This window comes from Algibacter mikhailovii (assembly GCF_014651495.1).
GTDB classification, from domain to species: domain Bacteria; phylum Bacteroidota; class Bacteroidia; order Flavobacteriales; family Flavobacteriaceae; genus Algibacter_E; species Algibacter_E mikhailovii.
The window spans coordinates 404,127-423,315 of the sequence record NZ_BMWZ01000004.1; the positions used below are offsets into that span (position 1 = coordinate 404,127).

The window sequence follows — 19,189 nt, forward strand, 5'->3', positions numbered from 1 at the left end:
GGCCTAATGAATCCATCTTAAAAATCCGCCTTTTACGCACGCCATGGGCTTTGTTTATTATACTGTTGAAAACAAGTACGCCTTTCAAAAAAAAAGCAAGATTGAATCGTTAAAAAAGTGTATTTTTGCCTTTTCTAAATTATACACAAATCCTGATACAATGATTCATTTCTTTGGAAACGTAAACAGCAAAGTTTTTGCCGTTCAAACAACAAAAGAATTATCAACCGATACCATAACAAAATTAACATGGCTTTTTGCAGGCCAACCCAAAATAGAGCAAGCATCTTTAGATGCTTTTTTTGTTGGGCCTCGTGCTGCAATGATAACACCATGGAGTACTAATGCTGTAGAAATCACCCAAAATATGGGGATTGAAGACATCATTAGAATTGAGGAATTCTCAGCGGTTGCAGAAGACTTTAAGGATTTTGACCCTATGATTTCAGAGATATTTAAGGGATTGAATCAGGACAGTTTCACCATTGATATTGAGCCAGAACCTATTCTCAATATTGAAGACATTGCTGCCTATAATGTACAGGAAGGTTTATCCTTAAGTGATGAAGAGGTGGCCTATCTGGATGGGGTTGCAAAGAAAATTGGCCGTCCATTAACAGATTCTGAAGTATTTGGATTTTCTCAAGTGAATTCTGAACATTGTCGCCATAAAATTTTTAATGGTACATTCGTTATTGATGGCGAAGAAAAACCAACCTCTTTATTCAAATTAATCAAAAAAACATCGAAACAACATCCTAATGATATTGTTTCGGCCTACAAAGATAATGTGGCTTTCATTAAAGGCCCTAAAGTGGAACAATTTGCACCTAAACGTGCTGATATTCCTGATTATTACACCACAGAAGATTTTGATTCTGTGATTTCGCTCAAAGCAGAAACACACAACTTCCCAACCACGGTTGAGCCTTTTAATGGCGCTGCAACAGGTTCGGGCGGTGAAATTAGAGATAGACTGGCAGGAGGAAAAGGCTCTTTACCTTTAGCGGGTACTGCCGTTTATATGACCTCTTATTCTAGACTTGAGGAAAACAGACCTTGGGAAAAGGGGGTTGCCGAACGCGATTGGTTATACCAAACGCCAATGGATATTTTGATAAAAGCGTCCAATGGGGCTTCAGATTTTGGTAATAAATTTGGGCAACCGCTTATTTGTGGTTCGGTACTAACTTTTGAACATGAAGAAGAGGCTAGAAAACTAGGTTTCGATAAAGTCATTATGCAAGCCGGCGGTATTGGCTACGGAAAAGCAGACCAAGCTTTAAAAGACATCCCTAAAACAGGTGATAAAATTGTCATTCTAGGTGGTGAAAATTACCGTATTGGCATGGGTGGTGCTGCGGTATCATCAGCAGATACTGGTGCTTTTGCTTCTGGTATTGAATTGAATGCGGTACAACGTTCTAACCCTGAAATGCAAAAACGTGCTGCCAATGCGGTACGTGGGATGGTAGAAAGTGATGAAAATTTCATTGTTTCTATACATGACCATGGTGCAGGCGGACACCTCAACTGTTTATCTGAACTGGTTGAAGATACTGGAGGAAAAATTGATTTAGATGCTTTACCTGTTGGAGACCCTACCCTATCTGACAAAGAAATAATTGGTAACGAATCTCAAGAACGTATGGGATTGGTTATTGGAGAAAAGCATATAGAGACACTTAATAAAATAGCAGACCGTGAGCGGTCGCCAATGTACACGGTTGGTGATGTTACTGGTGATGACCGCTTTACATTTCAATCTAAAACCAAAGGCAACACGCCAATGGATTTAGCTATGGAAGATATGTTTGGTAGTTCGCCAAAAACGGTGATGACGGATAAAACGGTTGCTCGCAACTATAGTGAGGTCACTTATAACACTGATAATTTCCAAGACTACTTAGAGCAGGTATTACAACTTGAAGCTGTGGCCTGTAAAGACTGGTTAACAAATAAAGTAGACCGTTGTGTTGGGGGTAAAGTAGCAAAACAACAATGTGTTGGTCCGTTGCAAATTCCATTAAACAATGTGGGTGTGATGGCCCTAGATTATAAAGGCAAAGAAGGTATTGCAACCTCTATAGGGCACTCCCCTATTTCTGGTTTAATTAATCCGGTTGCTGGTAGTAGAAATTCCATTACTGAATCTTTAACCAATATTATTTGGGCCCCTTTAAAAGATGGTTTACAATCCGTATCCTTATCTGCAAACTGGATGTGGCCTTGTAAAAATGAAGGGGAAGACGCGCGTTTGTATGAAGCCGTTGAAGCCATTTCAGAATTCTCCATTGATTTAGGTATCAATGTACCCACAGGGAAGGATTCATTATCAATGAAGCAGAAATACCCTAATGAAGATGTGATTTCTCCGGGTACAGTTATTATTTCGGCAGCAGCCAATTGCAATGATATTACTAAAGTGGTTGAGCCTGTTTTTAATAAAAATGCCGGTGGTATTTATTACATCAACATCTCTCAAGATGATTTTAAACTTGGAGGAAGTTCATTTGCACAAGTGCTTAATAAGATTGGAAACGATGCTCCAAATGTAAAAGATGCGGCCTATGTGAAAAACGTATTTAACACCATCCAAGATTTAATTAGAAATGGACAAATAGTTGCAGGACATGATGTGGCCTCTGGAGGTTTAATTACAACCCTTTTAGAACTTTGTTTTGCCGATACTAATTTAGGTGCCGAATTAGACCTTTCTGCTTTAGCTGAAAAAGATTCAGTTAAACTATTATTTTCTGAAAACACAGGAATTGTAATTCAGGCGAAAGATAATGCTATAGAGCAAGTACTAGCTGATGCTAACATTGCATTTTATAATATTGGAAAGGTTACTGAAAGTGATACCTTAAGTATCACTAATAATGCGGATGTATTTACTTTAACCGTTTCAGAATTGCGTGATGTTTGGTATAAAACATCGTTCCTATTAGACCAAAAACAAACGGCTAACGGTTTAGCACAGGACCGCTTTGATAATTATAAAAATCAGCCTTTACAATATACATTCCCAAAACATTTTACTGGTAAACTTAAAGATGTTATTGCGAGTGGAACGAAGCAATCTGCCCAAAATGAAACGATTGCCACGTCGCAAGCGTCTCGCAATGACGAACAACGTCCCAAGGCTGCCATTCTGCGTGAAAAAGGATCTAATTCCGAGCGTGAAATGGCAAACGCCATGTATTTAGCAGGTTTTGATGTGAAGGATGTACACATGACCGATTTAATTTCTGGTCGTGAAACTTTAGAAGATATTCAGTTTTTAGGTGCTGTTGGTGGTTTTTCTAACTCCGATGTTTTAGGTTCTGCCAAAGGTTGGGCAGGTGCTATAAAATATAACGAAAAGGCTAATAAAGCCATTCAAAACTTCTTCGATAGAGAAGACACCTTGTCTGTTGGTATTTGTAATGGTTGTCAATTATTCATGGAACTTGAGGAAATAAATCCTGACCATGATGTTCACGGAAAAATGCATCATAATGACTCGCATAAGCATGAGAGCTCATTTACCTCTGTAAAAATTCAAGAGAACCATTCTGTGATGCTATCTACACTTGCTGGTACAACGCTAGGCGTTTGGATTTCTCATGGCGAGGGTAAATTTAATTTACCATATGCTGAGGACCAATACCATATTGTTGCTAAATACGGTTATGAAGGCTACCCTCATAATCCTAATGGTTCAGATTTTAACACCGCTATGATGAGTGATAAAACAGGTCGTCATTTAGTCACTATGCCACATATAGAGCGTTCAACATTCCAATGGAACTGGGCTAATTATCCAGATGGCAGAAACGATGAAGTATCCCCTTGGTTAGAGGCATTTGTAAATGCGCGTTTATGGATTGAGAATAATTAATATTTTTAAATCGAAGCCTTCTGTTAAGACTAATTGGTTTGAAATTCAACGCTATTATTATTTTTGCATGTATAATTTTTCTTGCAATATTAATGTGTTGGCTCAAGCGAACATCTTGAATGCCGAATCAGGAACCGACTTAAAAAGGACATTCTACTTTAAAGATAAAGTTATATCTCAAATTAAATGGTATGACAAAAACAAACAGATTTATAGAATTAAGACCTTTTATAAATCAGGCCATCCGAATGAAGATTTTGTTTTTGCCAATGGTAAATTAAATGGTAAATCGTACAAATTCAATAAAAAGGGAGAAAAGCTTACCACTTGGAATTTTAAAAACGGAAGACTAATAAGCCGTAATGACCATATTCTAGAATTTAACAAAAAAAATGAAGAAAAGGTTAAAGCTTACCATAAGAAGCTAAAAGAACTCAATCAGGCTATTCTAGAAAACCCTAATAGCGTAAAACTACATGGGCAACGCGCTAGAATTAGGCATTATTTGGGCAATTATACATTGGCGCTGTATGATTACAAAAGGCTCGAAAAAAAAATGCTTAAAATTCAGGAAACTAATAAATTGCCTGAAAAGTTAGTTGGAAGTGTTTATGACCACTTAGGTAGTATTTATTCCTATTATGAAATGGAAAACCACGCCGTTCATTATAAATTCAAAGCCATAATAGCCTCTCCAAAAGAAAGCAGACTATATTATAATATTGGTAATTATTTAATAAAAACTAAAAATTATAGATTAGGTATTACCTTTTTAAATAGGGCCATAGAAATGGTTCCTGGGCATTCATTCGCGTATTGGGGGCTTTCTGCAGCTTATTCCGATTTAGAAAACTATGATAAGGCCATGACCTGTGTAAACATAGCTTTTAAAAACGAGGCAACTTTGTATAAACGTGGTGTTGGCAATCCAGAAAGAGATTTACGTACCATTCGTGGTCTTGTGTACCATAAATTAGGTGAATCTGATAAAGGTATATCAGATTTAGAAGAGGCACTACGGATAAACCCAGATAACAGTTTTGCCTTAAGAAATCTTGGATTGATTTATCATGATTTGGGTGAATATAAGACATCCTGCAAATTGCTTGAAAAAGCTAAAAATTTAGGTTATGAAAAAACACATGATAGGTATGATATACAAACTTATTTAAATTACTCTTGTAATAATAAAAGCATTCCTAGTTTAGCCACCAATACCGTTACTAAACCTTATGTTTACCCTAATCCAGCAGAAGATATAATACGTATAAAGAATTATAATATTAAGAATTTCAAGTATAGCCTTTATAATTTTGAATCAAAACTTATGCATACAGGAAATGCTAGTAATGGAAGCATAAACATTTCTAGCTTACCCCCTGGTCTCTACATTTTAGAAGTAGAGGCCAACAAACTAATCAACACGTTTAAAATTGTAAAAAACTAGTTAAAAACAAAAAAAAGACACTTTGTGCTCTCACCTACAAAGCATCTTTTTTAACTAACCAATCAACTATAATTCTTTATAATGCTTAGGCAACTTGGAGTTTACCTTTTTTAACATTATCCATTTTTTATCAGCTTTTTTAACTTTAAAAATCATACCGTTGCTTTTATAGCTGCTTGCGCAGAAACCAATCTAGCAATGGGTATTCTATAAGGCGAGCAACTCACGTAATTCATCCCTACATTATAACAAAACTCCACAGAACTGGGTTCACCCCCATGTTCCCCGCAAATACCTACTTTTAAATTAGGTTTTACACGTCTACCGCGTTCTGTTCCCATTTTTACTATTTGTCCGACACCAGCTTGATCTAAAACTTCAAAAGGATCTGCTTTTAAAATTCCCTTTTCTAAATATACTGGTAAAAACTTACCTGCATCATCACGAGAATATCCAAAAGTCATTTGCGTTAAATCATTGGTTCCAAATGAAAAGAAATCTGCCTTTTCAGCAATGAGATCAGCCATTATAGCCGCCCTAGGAATTTCTATCATAGTGCCTACCAAATACTCCACAGTATCCTGTCGTTCTTCAAATATGGTATTGGCTGTAGTTCTAATGATTTCCTCTTGCAGCTCAAACTCTTTTACTGTTCCAACCAAAGGCACCATAATTTCAGGTTTACAGGGAATTCCTCTTTCCTTTAAATTAAGAGCGGCTTCAATAATTGCCCGTGTTTGCATTTCTGTAATTTCCGGATACGTATTGCCTAGTCTACAGCCTCTATGACCCAACATAGGATTAAACTCCTCTAATTCTGCCACTTTTATTTTTACGGCCTCTAATGAAATATGTAAGTCTTCAGCCAAACTTCTTTGTGTTTCTAATTGGTGTGGCACAAATTCATGCAAAGGTGGGTCTAACAAACGAATAGTTACCGGCAAACCTGACATAGCCTCAAAAATGCCTTCAAAATCTGCACGCTGCATTGGTAATAGTTCTTCTAAAGCCTGCTTTCTACCTTTTAAAGTATCGGCTAAAATCATTTCGCGCATGACTTTAATTCTATCCACCTCAAAAAACATGTGTTCTGTTCTAGTCAACCCAATGCCTTTGGCTCCAAAACTACGTGCTACTTTTGCGTCCTTCGGGCTATCGGCATTTGTACGAACTTTCATTTCTGCATACTTATCAGACAACTTCATGATTTCAGCAAATTCACCACTCAACTCAGGTTCAATAGTAGCTACTTTGCCCTCTATAATATTTCCTGTTGAACCGTTTAATGAAATCCAGTCGCCTTCATGATATTCCTGTTTTCCTACGGTAAGCGTTCTGGTTTTATAATTAATTTTTAATGCTCCAGCTCCCGAAATACAGCATTTACCCATACCTCTAGCTACAACAGCAGCATGAGATGTCATACCGCCACGAGCCGTTAAAATACCCTTCGCAATATTCATACCCTCTAAATCTTCAGGAGAAGTTTCAATACGAACTAGAATACTATTTTTATACTTCTTAGCCTCATCAGCAAAAAAGACTATTTTCCCTGTTGCTGCTCCGGGAGAAGCAGGTAAGCCTTGCGCTATTACATGGGCCCTTTTCAATGCATCTGGATCAAAAATAGGATGTAACAATTCATCTAACTTGTTGGCTTCAATTAAAAGTAAAACTTCTTTTTCATCAATCATCCCCTCTTTTAATAAATCCATTGCTATTTTCACCATGGCCGCACCAGTGCGCTTACCGTTTCTTGTTTGAAGAATCCAAAGTTTGCCATCCTGAATGGTAAACTCCATATCCTGCATATCACGGTAATGCTTTTCTAATATATCTTGGTAGGTATTTAATTCTTCAAAAATAGATGGCATCAACTCTTCTAATGAAGGGTAATTTTCAACCCTATCTTCCTCGTCAATTTTTGCTAATTCCGCCCATCTTAAAGAGCCCAATTTTGTAATTTGCTGTGGCGTTCTAACACCGGCCACCACATCTTCACCCTGTGCATTAATTAAATATTCCCCATTAAACACATTCTCACCCGTTCCTGCATCACGTGTAAAGCAAACCCCAGTTCCTGAATTATTACCCATATTACCATAAACCATAGCCTGTACGTTTACAGCGGTTCCCCAATCCGCCGGGTAACCATGCATGTTTCTGTAGTATACGGCACGTTCGCCATTCCAGCTATTAAATACAGCGATAATAGCACCCCATAATTGATCCCAAGGATTGGATGGAAAATCATGCCCCGTACGCTTTTTAATAGCCTCTTTAAAGTCATAAACAAGGTCCTTTAAATCTTGAATAGTAAATTCAGTATCCAATTGAATGCCTCGTTTTTCTTTAAGGTGTTCCATGATTTCTTCAAAAGGATCTATATCTTCTTTTGAGGCTGGTTTCATACCCAAAACAACACCGCCATACATTTGAATAAAACGCCGGTAAGAATCCCAAGCAAATTGCTCGTTTTTAGTCTTCATAGCTAATCCGAGGACAACCTCATCATTCATACCTATATTAAGTACCGTATCCATCATTCCCGGCATAGATACCCGAGCTCCCGATCTAACAGAAATTAATAATGGATTAGCTTCATCCCCAAAAGTTGTCCCCATTATAGTCTCAATATTACTTATTGAGGATTCAACCTCCTCTTTGATCATATCGAGAACAACCTGTTCACCCAACACGTTATATTCCGTACAAACTTCCGTGGTGATGGTAAAACCTGGAGGAACTGGTATTCCTATCGAACTCATTTCTGCCAAATTGGCCCCCTTACCTCCCAAAAGGTTTTTCATTGTCCTATTACCGTCGGCACTTTCGCTTCCAAATCGGTAAACTCTAGCTTTTAATTTTTCAAGTACTTCCATAATGTTTCTTATTAAAATTCGTATTAACGGGCATTTAATAAAATTAGGAAATATGCCTGAAATGAATAATGATATATATCATTTATGGAGGCGGATAGCATTAAAATCTGACCTGATTTTAATGCCCTTTGAAGTAATTATAATGCAAAAAAAAAGACACTTTGTTCTCTCACCAACAAAGCATCTTTTTTAACTAACCAATCAACTATATATTTTTTCAGGCAAATTTCAATTTACCTTTTTTAACATTATCCATTTTTTTATAGGCTTTTGTCACTTCAATTTTCATAAGAATTGATACAATCAAAGCAATTACAAACAACCCTGAGAATACTTTTAAAGTCACGTCTAAAGACCCGGTTGTATTTTTCACAACATCATATATGGTAGGTCCTACAACACCTGCCAATCCCCAAGCAGCCAATACCATACCATGGATGGCTCCTAATTGCTTGGTTCCAAATAAGTCACCTAAGAATGCTGGTAACGTAGCAAAACCACCACCGTACATCGTGATAACCGTAAAGAGCACGATTAAGAACCCAATCTCTACCGTTATTTGAGGTAAGAAATAGAATGCCAGTATTTGAAAACCAAAGAAAATAATAAAGGTATTCGCACGGCCTAAATAATCAGATAAGGTTGACCAAGCCAGTCGCCCTAAACCGTTAAATACACCAATAAAACCAACTATTGCCGCTGCCTGCATAGGCGTGTAATTAAGCTTCTCTTGCATCATAGGACTTGCGGCCGATATAATGGCAATACCACAAGAAATATTAATAAACATCATGATCCACATGAAGTAGAATCGTTTTGTTTTTAGTGAGGCATTGGCATCAATATTAGCCATGTCTGCCTTTATAGTCTTTCCTTCACCAGGTTTAAAACCTTCAGGTAAATAGCCTTCTGGTGGTCGTTCTATGTATCTCGCAGAAGACAAAATTAGTACCATATAAATTAAACCCAATACGTAAAATGCATTGGCCACGCCCACTGAGTCAAACAAAGATTGCATAACAGGCCCAAATATTAATGCTGCAAAACCAAAGCCCATAATAGCCATTCCGGTTGCTAAGCCACGTCTGTCTGGAAACCATTTCACCAAGGTACTTACTGGTGTGATATACCCTAAACCTAGTCCGATACCACCTATAACACCATAGCATAAATAAAACAGCCACAAAGACTCCAATTGAACGGCTAGTCCCGAGCCCAAAATACCAACACCATAAAATATACCGGCTGTTGTTCCACTCACTTTGGGTCCAACTTTTTCCACCCATCGCCCTAAAAAGGCCGCCGAAAGACCTAATAATAAAATAGCGATTTTAAAGGCCCATTTTATGACACTTCCATCTACATCAAATACATCCTTAACGGGATTTGTCATCACAGAATAAGCGTAAACAGATCCTATTGATATATGGATACCTACTGCCGAAGCAGCTATTAACCACCGGTTTTTTAGTTTTTGTGTTTTCATAATTTATATGGTTTAAGTACTGCTAGTTAGTTCGCTTAGCATACTTATTTTACTTAGTTTACTTTCACTTCTTTGAAATAGTTTTTTAAAATTGATTTCGCTGATTCAAGTTCTTCATGTGTATTTTCACGTGCATCGCTTAATTCATAGTCCCAACCTAAGGCTTCCCATTTATGAACGCCCAATTTATGATAGGGTTGTAACTCAATTTTTTCTATGGTTTTGTAATCTTTGAAGTAGTTACCCATAGCATGCAACAACTCCGGAGTATTTGTAATGCCAGGAATTAAAACATAACGCAACCACATCTTTTTTCCCGAAGCTTCTCTATGTTTTGCAAAATTGAATGTAGTTTCTTTATTGCGCTGCCCGGTTATATACGCATAGCCTTCTTCTGTCATGTGCTTAATATCAAGCATCACTAAGTCAGCATATTTATCTAATAATTCTTCGGTAAAATGATTTAAAAGCCTACCATTGGTATCAATATTGGTATGAATGCCTTCTTCTTTGAGTCTCTTAAAAAAAGGAATTAAAGCTTTTGATTGTAACAGTGGTTCCCCTCCTGAAACAGTAACGCCGCCTTTTTTACCAAAATAAGGTTTTGTTTTTATAGCCATTGCAACAAGGTCTTCAATAGCATAAGGTTTACCACCATGGGTATCTATGGTATCAGGATTATGACAATACAAGCATTTTAATTTACATCCTTGTAAAAAAACCACCATTCGTATACCTGGCCCATCATGAGTTCCAAAGGACTCAATAGAGTGCACGTTTAATATGTTATCTTGTGTTTTGATACTTTTAGATTTAGTATTTAAATTAAGCATCCGAAAAAGAAGTTATAAAACTCCCTTTTCAGATGCCATCAAAATATTAATAAAACTACATGGATTCGTGGAACGAACGTGTGATTACTTCCATTTGCTGTTCTTTTGTTAATCTAACAAAGTTTACAGCGTAACCAGATACACGTATAGTTAATTGTGGATACTCTTCTGGGTGCTCCATAGCATCTAGAAGCATTTCTCTATCAAGAACATTCACATTTAAGTGTTGTGCCTTGTTTATAAAATAGCCATCTATAATAGAGGTTAAATTCTCTATACGCTCAGACTTATCAGCACCTAATGATTTTGGCACTATTGAGAAGGTATTTGAAATACCATCTAAAGAATCTTTATAATCAATCTTAGCTACAGAATTCAATGAAGAAATAGCCCCGTTACAATCACGTCCGTGCATTGGGTTAGCTCCAGGTGCAAAAGGAATGCCTTTAGCTCTTCCATCTGGTGTAGCTCCTGTTTTCTTACCGTAAGACACGTTTGATGTAATAGTCAAAACAGACATCGTTGGCTCAGCATTTTTATATACTGGAAGTTTTTTCAACTCATCATTAAAATCAGCTACAGCTTGTGCTGCTAAATTATCCACACGATCATCATCATTACCATAGCAAGGGAAATCACCTTCAACTTTGAAATCAACCGTTAAACCTTCTTCATTTCTTACCGGTCTAACTATAGCATATTTTATTGCCGATAATGAATCTGCTACAATGGATAAGCCAGCAATTCCATAAGCGATGTTGATACTTGGATTGGTATCAATTAAAGCCATTTGTGCTTTTTCATAGTAGTACTTATCATGCATGTAGTGGATAATATTCATTGAATCGTTATACACTCTTGCTACTTCCTTCATAGCTATTTTGAAATTAGCCATGACTTTATCATAATCTAATACTTCACAGTTGCATGGCTCAATACCTTCTACCATAAGCTTTCCGGTATTCTCACAGCGACCACCATTAATAGCCAACAATAATGTTTTTGCTAAGTTGGTACGTGCTCCAAAGAACTGTATAGATTTACCTAAATCTTGGTACGATACGCAGCAAGCAATGCCGTAGTCATCAGAACCACGTTGTGCTCTCATTAAATTATCATTCTCAAATTGTATTGAAGAAGTATCAATAGCAACTTTAGAACAGTAATTTTTAAAATTCTCAGGTAAATCTTTAGACCACAGAATAGTCATATTAGGTTCTGGTGAAGGGCCTAAATTGTATAAAGTATTTAAGAAACGGAACGATGTTTTAGTAACCTTTGTTCTTCCATCTTGGAACATACCGCCAATAGCCTCTGTAACCCATGTTGGATCTCCTGCAAAAATTTCATCATAAGCGCTCATTCTTAAATGACGCACCATTCTCAATTTCATGACAAACTGATCAATAAATTCTTGAGCTTCTGCTTCTGTGATAAGACCTTCTTTTAAGTCATTCTCAATATAAATATCTAAGAACGTAGACGTATTACCTAAGGACATTGCAGCGCCATCTTGTTCTTTCACAGCAGCCAAATACCCCATGTATGTCCATTGTACAGCTTCTTTAGCCGTTTCAGCAGGACGTCCTAACTCTAAATCATATTTATCACCTAAAGCAATAATATCTTTTAATGCTCTAATTTGTTCAGAAACTTCTTCACGTAATCTAATGACAGCTTCTGTCATAGGACCCGTAATATTTGCTAAATCTTTTTGTTTTTCTTCAATTAAGAAATCAATTCCGTATAGTGCTACACGACGATAATCACCAATAATTCTACCTCTCGCATAATTATCTGGTAATCCCGTTAAAAATCCTAAAGACCTAAACTTTCTTATTTCAGCATTATACACATCAAAAACACCATCATTATGTGTTTTTACGTATTTAGAAAATAATTCGGTTAAGGTATCATTTGGTTTTACACCATGTTCTGCCAATGCTTTTTGAACCACTTTAAAACCTCCAAAAGGCTTCATGGCTCTTTTTAATAGCTCATCGGTTTGTAAACCAACAATTACTTCATTGTCTTTATCAATATATCCAGCAGCAAAAGAACTCACTGTTGATATAGTTTCTGTATCTACAGAACGTACACCATTATTTTTTCGCTCTTCTTGGGTTGCCGCTTTACAAACGTCCCATAATCGTTCTGTTCTTGCACTTGGTCCAACCAAAAACTCATGAGTTCCATGGTAAGGAGTAATGTTATTTATTACAAAATCTCTAACATTGACTTGTTTTGTCCAAATTCCGTCTTTAAATTGTTTTACTTCCATTTTAGTATGTATTAATATTTTGAAAAAATCCGTTCTGTTTTACATATCAAAGATAAATACCAACTTTAAACAGAAAGATGACAAAAGTCAGTTAACAGAAAAACAGTGACTTAAATTCACAAAAAAAAGTAACGAAAACGTTTAAGTAAAATAAGGTTGACAAATTATTATTCAAACACTTGATCGATTTATCAAATAAACCTTAAACAATATTGTTATTTGCAATAAATAACCCAAGAAAAGACTTAAAGTTATTGAAATATTCGCAAAAATGAAGCGGTAATTTTATCTATTATAGCTTTAAATAGCCTATTTATTATTGGTTTAACAATTCGATGAACTAAAAAAAGAACCCAAATAAATGTTAATCATATGGCTTTGCCATTTGAAAAGACTTTTTATTTTCCTATTTTGCACTACTACATGTTATAAAAACAATCCATGACAGAGATAACAAGACTATTTGAATTTCCATATTATCAGCTAGAAAATAATCCTTTAGATAATGCTTTGGTGACCAAGCATAATGATAAATGGGTCAATACTTCTACCAAAGAATACCTAGATAAAGCTAATGCTTTAAGTAGGGCTTTAGTAAAATTAGGTGTTAATAAAGATGATAAAATAGCAATTATTTCTACCACGAATAGAACGGAATGGCATATTGTGGATATAGGGGCACTACAAACGGGTGCACAAACGGTTCCTATTTATCCTACCATTTCTTCTGAAGATTATGAATACATATTAAACCATAGTGAATCTATTTATTGTTTTGTTTCTGATGATGTCATTTTAGAAAAAATAAATAAGATAAAATCTAAAACAAAATTAAAAGAAGTGTATTCTTTTGAGGATATTGAAGGCTGTAAGAATTACGCAGAATTAATTGAATTAGGTAATGATCCTTCTAATCAGGATATTGTTGAAGAAAGAAAGGATGCAGTTAAGCCAGAAGATTTGGCAACCATAATTTACACTTCAGGGACTACGGGTAAACCCAAAGGTGTTATGCTTTCTCATAACAATATAGTATCGAACGTATTTGCTGTGGAAAAAAAATTTCCACTTGAAAAAAATCATAAAATACTAAGCTTCCTTCCTGTATGCCACATCTTTGAGCGTACATTTCTATATTTATGCCAATACTGCTGTTTATCCATTCATTTTGCTGAAAGTATAGAAAAAATTGGGGATAACCTTAAAGAGGTAAAGCCGAGTATGATTACCGTTGTTCCTCGATTAATTGAAAAGGTTTTTGATAAAATTATTGCCAAAGGTCAGGATTTAAAAGGTATAAAAAAGGGATTGTTTTTCTGGGCCGTAGAACTGGGCACTAAATATCAACCCTACGGACAAAATGGTTGGTTTTATGAACAAAAATTAAAATTAGCTCGAAAACTTATTTTTAGCAAATGGCAAGAAGCTTTAGGTGGTAATATTGAATTTATGGCCTCTGGAAGCGCGGCATTACAACCTAGATTGGGCCATATTTTTGGAGCTGCAAACATGCCCATAATGGAATGTTATGGCTTAACCGAAACCTCTCCTGGTATTTCTGTAAGTGATAGAAGAAATGGCGGCTGGAAAATTGGATACGTTGGAAAAGCTGTAGATGATGTAGAAGTTAAGATTGCTGAAGATGGTGAAATACTTTGTAAAGGGCCGAATATTATGATGGGCTATTACAAAAATCCAGAAAAAACAAAAGAAGTAATGACCGGTGATTATTTCCATACCGGTGATAAAGGTGAAATTGATTCTGAAGGTTTTATAAAAATAACAGGACGAAAGAAAGAAATGTTTAAAACCTCAGGAGGTAAGTATATTGTGCCTACACTCCTGGAAAACGAATTAAAACAATCGCTCTTTATTGAACAAATTATGGTGATTGGTGAGGGCGAAAAAATGGCTGCCGCACTCATTCAACCTAATTTTGAATTTGTTCATGAGTGGGTTACACTTAAGCATCATCCCATTGAGAATTCCTTTGAAGCCATCGCGAATTCCGAAATTGTACAACAAAGGATTCAAAAAGAAATTGATGAATGCAATCAAAAATTTGGTAAATGGGAGCAAATCAAAATTTTTAGATTAACTTCCGAAGAATGGAGTATTGACTCTGGACACCTTACCCCTACCATGAAAATGAGGCGAAGTGTTATCAAGGAGAAATACCATGACCTTATAGAATCCATCTATAGACCGGCAAAATAGCCGACAACACTCCTACTTTAATACGGTCTTGGTATTTTTTCTAAAATATATTATGCGTGCATAATATATTTTTATATATTTGGGAAAACCTACCAAAAAAAATGAAAGACAAAACCATCGATTACATTCTTAGAACCACATGGTTAACCGTTCAAAAAATGTATAATGAGGAGGCCTATAAATTTGGAAGTACTATGGCTACTGGATTTACACTATTAAGTATAGACCCAGAAACGGGCACCCCTTCAACCGCTTTGGGGCCTAAAATGGGTATGGAAGCTACGAGCTTATCCAGAATTCTAAAAACCATGGAAACCAAAGGTTTAATTGAACGTAAGCCAAATCCAGCTGATGGACGAGGCGTTATTATTTCTTTAACCGAATTTGGCATTAAAAACAGAGATTATTCCAGAGAAAAAGTATTGCTGTTTAATGAGGCCATCAGGAAAACAGTACCCGAAGAAAAACTGGACCATTTTTATGAAGTAGCTGAAGTTATTAATGAACTTGTGTCTAGTAAAAAAATATACAATCAAAACGATTAGCAATAAAAAAATGAGCAAAAGAAGAATAAAAAAAGTAGCCATAGTAGGCTCTGGGATTATGGGAAGTGGTATTGCTTGCCATTTCGCTAATATTGGCGTGGAGGTTCTATTGCTGGATATTATTCCAAGAGAACTTAACGCCAAAGAAAAAGCTAAGGGTTTAACTTTAGAGGATAAAGTAGTTAGAAATAGATTGGTGAATGATGCCTTAACAGCATCCTTAAAATCCAAACCGTCCCCTATTTATCATCAAAAGTTCGCCAGTAGGATAACCACTGGAAATATTGAAGATGATATATCTAAAGTCGCAGATGTCGATTGGATTATGGAAGTTGTTGTTGAGCGTCTTGATATCAAAAAGCAAGTCTTTGAAACCCTTGAAAAACATAGAACACCTGGTACGCTTATTACCTCAAATACTTCAGGTATTCCTATTAAGTTCATGAGCGAAGGCAGAAGTGAGGATTTTCAAAAGCATTTTTGTGGTACTCATTTTTTCAATCCCGCACGCTATTTAAAACTTTTTGAAATTATTCCAGGCCCTAAGACAGATGCCGCTGTTTTAAACTTTTTAAATGGGTATGGCGAACAATTTTTAGGAAAAACATCTGTAGTAGCTAAAGATACACCGGCATTTATTGGTAATAGAATTGGCATTTTTAGTATTATGAGCCTTTTCCACGCCGTTAAAGACATGGCATTAACCATTGAAGAAGTCGATAAATTAACAGGTCCAGTAATTGGAAGACCTAAGTCTGCCACATTTAGAACTGTGGACGTTGTTGGATTAGATACTTTGGTTCATGTGGCTAATGGTATTGCCGATAATTGTAAAAACGACGAACGTCTTGAGCTTTTTAAGCTTCCTGATTTTATTGATACCATGATGAAAAACAACTTGTTGGGAAGCAAGTCTGGCCAAGGTTTCTACAAAAAACAGGTGTCTAATGGTAAAAAAGAAATCTTATCCCTAGACCTGAATTCCTTAGAATACAGAGCATCTAAAAAAGCAAAATTTGCGACTCTAGATCTCACCAAACCTATTGATAAAGTTATAGACCGTTTTAAAGTTCTAATAGCTGGTAAAGATAAAGCTGGAACGTTTTACAGAAAAACATTTGCTGCATTGTTTGCCTATGTGAGTCATCGTATTCCAGAAATTTCGGATGACCTCTATAAGATAGACGATGCTATGAAAGCTGGATTTGGTTGGGAGCATGGCCCCTTTCAAATATGGGATGCCATAGGTGTTGATAAAGGGCTCGAACTAATAAAGGAAGAAAACTTAGAGGTGGCCTCATGGGTTTCTGACATGTTAGCTTCTGGGAGTGCATCCTTCTATACGGTGAACAATGGCGCTTCTTATTGTTATGACATAAAAACTAAAGCACAGGTAAAAATTCCTGGTCAAGATGCCTTTATCATACTGGATAATATTAGAACCTCTAACGAAGTCTTTAAAAACTCAGGGGTTGTAATTGAAGACTTAGGTGATGGTATTTTGAATTGTGAATTCCAGTCAAAAATGAACACCATTGGCGGTGATGTTTTAGCTGGCATTAATAAAGCTGTTGATTTAGCCGAAAAAAACTATGAGGGATTAGTTATTGGAAACCAGGGTGCCAATTTCTCAGTTGGTGCCAATATTGGTATGATTTTCATGATGGCGGTAGAGCAAGAATATGATGAACTTAATGCCGCCATTAAATACTTTCAAGACACCATGATGCGCATGCGTTATTCATCAATTCCTACGGTTTCTGCGCCGCATGGGATGTCCTTAGGTGGTGCCTGCGAACTCTCCATGCATGCCGATAAAGTTGTGGCCGCGGCTGAAACATACATGGGTCTAGTAGAATTTGGTGTGGGTGTCATTCCCGGAGGTGCTGGTTCTAAAGAAATGGCATTAAGAGCCTCAGATACTTTCAGAAAAGGCGATGTTGAATTAAACACTTTACAAGAATATTTCCTAACTATTGGTATGGCAAAAGTATCCACCTCAGGATATGAAGCCTTTGATTTAGGGGTACTTCAAAAAGGAAAAGATATTGTAGTTGTTAATAAGGACCGTCAAATAGCAGTAGCAAAGCAGCAAGCCAAATTAATGGCCGATATGGGCTATACACAACCTGTAAAACGCACGGATGTTAAAGTACTAGGTAAGCAAGCCCTAGGAATGTTTTTAGTGGGCACTGATGCTATGGAAGACAGCAATTACATTAGTGCTCACGATAAAAAGATTGCTAATAAATTGGCCTATGTCATGGCAGGTGGTGATCTATCGGAGCCTACCTTAGTGAATGAGCAGTACTTATTAGACCTAGAACGTGAAGCCTTTTTGAGTCTTTGTACCGAACGCAAAACTTTAGAACGTATTCAACATATGTTGAAAACAGGAAAACCTTTAAGAAATTAAGCCATGAAACAAGCATATATAGTAAAAGCATATAGAACCGCAGTTGGAAAAGCGCCTAAAGGTGTTTTTCGCTTCAAAAGAGCAGATGAATTAGGTGCTGAAACCATTCAACACATGATGAAAGAACTTCCTAACCTTGATGTCAGCAGGATTGATGATGTTATTGTAGGTAATGCCATGCCTGAAGGTTCTCAAGGCTTAAATATGGCACGATTTATTTCATTGATTGGATTAAACAGCATCGATGTTCCCGGTGTCACCGTAAATAGATTTTGCTCTTCAGGACTTGAAACTATTGGCATTGCTGCCGCAAAAATCCAGGCTGGAATGGCTGATTGTATAATCGCTGGAGGCTCAGAAAGTATGAGTTCTGTTCCAATGACTGGTTTTAAACCAGAATTGAATTATGACACTATAAGCGCCGGACATGAAGATTACTATTGGGGTATGGGTAATACTGCAGAAGCCGTGGCCAATCAATTTAAAGTCTCTCGCGAAGATCAAGATGAGTTTGCTTTTAATTCGCATATGAAAGCATTAAAAGCACAGGCAGAAAATCGCTTTCAAGATCAAATTGTACCTATTGATGTTGAACAAACATATATTGATGCATCCGGCAAAAAAGCAACCAAAACCTATACGGTCAATAAAGATGAAGGCCCAAGAGCAGGCACTAGCATAGAGGCATTAGCAAAATTAAGAGCTGTTTTTGCTCAAGGTGGTAGCGTTACTGCGGGTAACTCATCTCAAATGAGCGATGGTGCTGCATTTGTAATGGTAATGAGTGAAGACATGGTAAAAGAATTAAACCTTGAACCTATTGCGCGGTTGGTTAGTTATGCAGCTGCAGGTGTTGAACCAAGAATCATGGGTATTGGTCCTGTAAAAGCTATTCCTAAAGCATTAAAACAGGCCGGTTTACAACAAAAAGATTTAGGATTAGTAGAACTCAACGAAGCTTTTGCTTCACAATCTTTAGCGGTAATAAGGGAGTTAGACTTAAATCCAGATATAATTAATGTTAACGGGGGAGCCATTGCTCTAGGACACCCCCTAGGTTGTACAGGAGCAAAACTTTCTGTTCAACTCTTTGATGAAATGCGAAAAAGAGAAATGAAAGGAGCCTATGGCGCTGTAACCATGTGCGTTGGTACTGGACAAGGCGCTTGTGGCATCTTCGAATTTTTAAACTAAAAAAA

10 protein-coding genes are annotated in these 19,189 nt (G+C 36.6%); 6 read left to right on the forward strand and 4 right to left on the reverse strand.

What is annotated here, in order from left to right:
- Window positions 1-160 precede the first annotated feature (160 nt).
- Both purL and IE051_RS10590 read left to right on the forward strand, forming a co-directional pair.
- Entirely contained in the window at window positions 161-3,883 is a 3,723-nt protein-coding gene (purL, locus tag IE051_RS10585) for a phosphoribosylformylglycinamidine synthase (RefSeq protein WP_189360745.1), read from the forward strand.
- 67 nt (window positions 3,884-3,950) lie between these two features.
- Entirely contained in the window at window positions 3,951-5,330 is a 1,380-nt protein-coding gene (locus IE051_RS10590) for a T9SS type A sorting domain-containing protein (RefSeq protein ID WP_189360746.1), read from the forward strand.
- A gap of 152 nt (window positions 5,331-5,482) precedes the next feature.
- Here IE051_RS10590 and ppdK read toward each other — a convergent pair whose 3' ends face one another.
- The 4 genes from ppdK to pflB all read right to left on the reverse strand — a co-directional run bounded on the left by ppdK (window position 5,483) and on the right by pflB (window position 12,812).
- On the reverse strand, window positions 5,483-8,212 hold the full coding sequence (gene ppdK, locus IE051_RS10595) for a pyruvate, phosphate dikinase (protein ID WP_189360747.1): 2,730 nt from the start codon (window positions 8,210-8,212) through the stop codon (window positions 5,483-5,485).
- A 217-nt stretch (window positions 8,213-8,429) separates the two neighbouring features.
- Window positions 8,430-9,698 carry an L-lactate MFS transporter gene (locus IE051_RS10600; RefSeq protein ID WP_189360748.1) on the reverse strand — a complete coding sequence of 423 codons (1,269 nt, stop codon included), beginning with the start codon at window positions 9,696-9,698 and terminating at the stop codon, window positions 8,430-8,432.
- Window positions 9,699-9,751: 53 nt separating this feature from the next.
- On the reverse strand, window positions 9,752-10,531 hold the full coding sequence (gene pflA, locus IE051_RS10605) for a pyruvate formate-lyase-activating protein (protein ID WP_229796783.1): 780 nt from the start codon (window positions 10,529-10,531) through the stop codon (window positions 9,752-9,754).
- Between the two features lie 55 nt (window positions 10,532-10,586).
- Entirely contained in the window at window positions 10,587-12,812 is a 2,226-nt protein-coding gene (gene pflB, locus IE051_RS10610; RefSeq protein ID WP_189360749.1) for a formate C-acetyltransferase, read from the reverse strand.
- Window positions 12,813-13,253: 441 nt separating this feature from the next.
- Here pflB and IE051_RS10615 point away from each other — a divergent pair, with 441 nt between their 5' ends.
- The 4 genes from IE051_RS10615 to IE051_RS10630 all read left to right on the forward strand — a co-directional run bounded on the left by IE051_RS10615 (window position 13,254) and on the right by IE051_RS10630 (window position 19,184).
- The gene (locus tag IE051_RS10615; protein ID WP_189360750.1) at window positions 13,254-15,029 is read left to right on the forward strand and encodes an AMP-dependent synthetase/ligase; all 1,776 of its coding nucleotides are present in this window, start codon (window positions 13,254-13,256) and stop codon (window positions 15,027-15,029) included.
- Window positions 15,030-15,130: 101 nt separating this feature from the next.
- Window positions 15,131-15,574: a MarR family winged helix-turn-helix transcriptional regulator gene (locus tag IE051_RS10620; RefSeq protein ID WP_189360751.1), complete on the forward strand. Its 444-nt coding sequence runs from the start codon at window positions 15,131-15,133 to the stop codon at window positions 15,572-15,574.
- A 10-nt stretch (window positions 15,575-15,584) separates the two neighbouring features.
- Window positions 15,585-17,990: a 3-hydroxyacyl-CoA dehydrogenase/enoyl-CoA hydratase family protein gene (locus IE051_RS10625; protein ID WP_189360752.1), complete on the forward strand. Its 2,406-nt coding sequence runs from the start codon at window positions 15,585-15,587 to the stop codon at window positions 17,988-17,990.
- 3 nt (window positions 17,991-17,993) lie between these two features.
- Complete coding sequence (locus tag IE051_RS10630; protein WP_189360753.1) at window positions 17,994-19,184, forward strand: acetyl-CoA C-acyltransferase; 1,191 nt, start codon at window positions 17,994-17,996, stop codon at window positions 19,182-19,184.
- Window positions 19,185-19,189 lie beyond the last annotated feature (5 nt).

Coding starts and splice junctions, on each gene's coding strand:
- purL (WP_189360745.1), top strand. CDS start 161: ATGATTCATTTCTTTGGAAACGTAAACAGCAAAGTTTTTGCCGTTCAA.
- IE051_RS10620 (WP_189360751.1), top strand. CDS start 15,131: ATGAAAGACAAAACCATCGATTACATTCTTAGAACCACATGGTTAACC.
- IE051_RS10625 (WP_189360752.1), top strand. CDS start 15,585: ATGAGCAAAAGAAGAATAAAAAAAGTAGCCATAGTAGGCTCTGGGATT.
- IE051_RS10615 (WP_189360750.1), top strand. CDS start 13,254: ATGACAGAGATAACAAGACTATTTGAATTTCCATATTATCAGCTAGAA.
- ppdK (WP_189360747.1), bottom strand. CDS start 8,212: ATGGAAGTACTTGAAAAATTAAAAGCTAGAGTTTACCGATTTGGAAGC.
- pflA (WP_229796783.1), bottom strand. CDS start 10,531: ATGCTTAATTTAAATACTAAATCTAAAAGTATCAAAACACAAGATAAC.
- pflB (WP_189360749.1), bottom strand. CDS start 12,812: ATGGAAGTAAAACAATTTAAAGACGGAATTTGGACAAAACAAGTCAAT.
- IE051_RS10600 (WP_189360748.1), bottom strand. CDS start 9,698: ATGAAAACACAAAAACTAAAAAACCGGTGGTTAATAGCTGCTTCGGCA.
- IE051_RS10590 (WP_189360746.1), top strand. CDS start 3,951: ATGTATAATTTTTCTTGCAATATTAATGTGTTGGCTCAAGCGAACATC.
- IE051_RS10630 (WP_189360753.1), top strand. CDS start 17,994: ATGAAACAAGCATATATAGTAAAAGCATATAGAACCGCAGTTGGAAAA.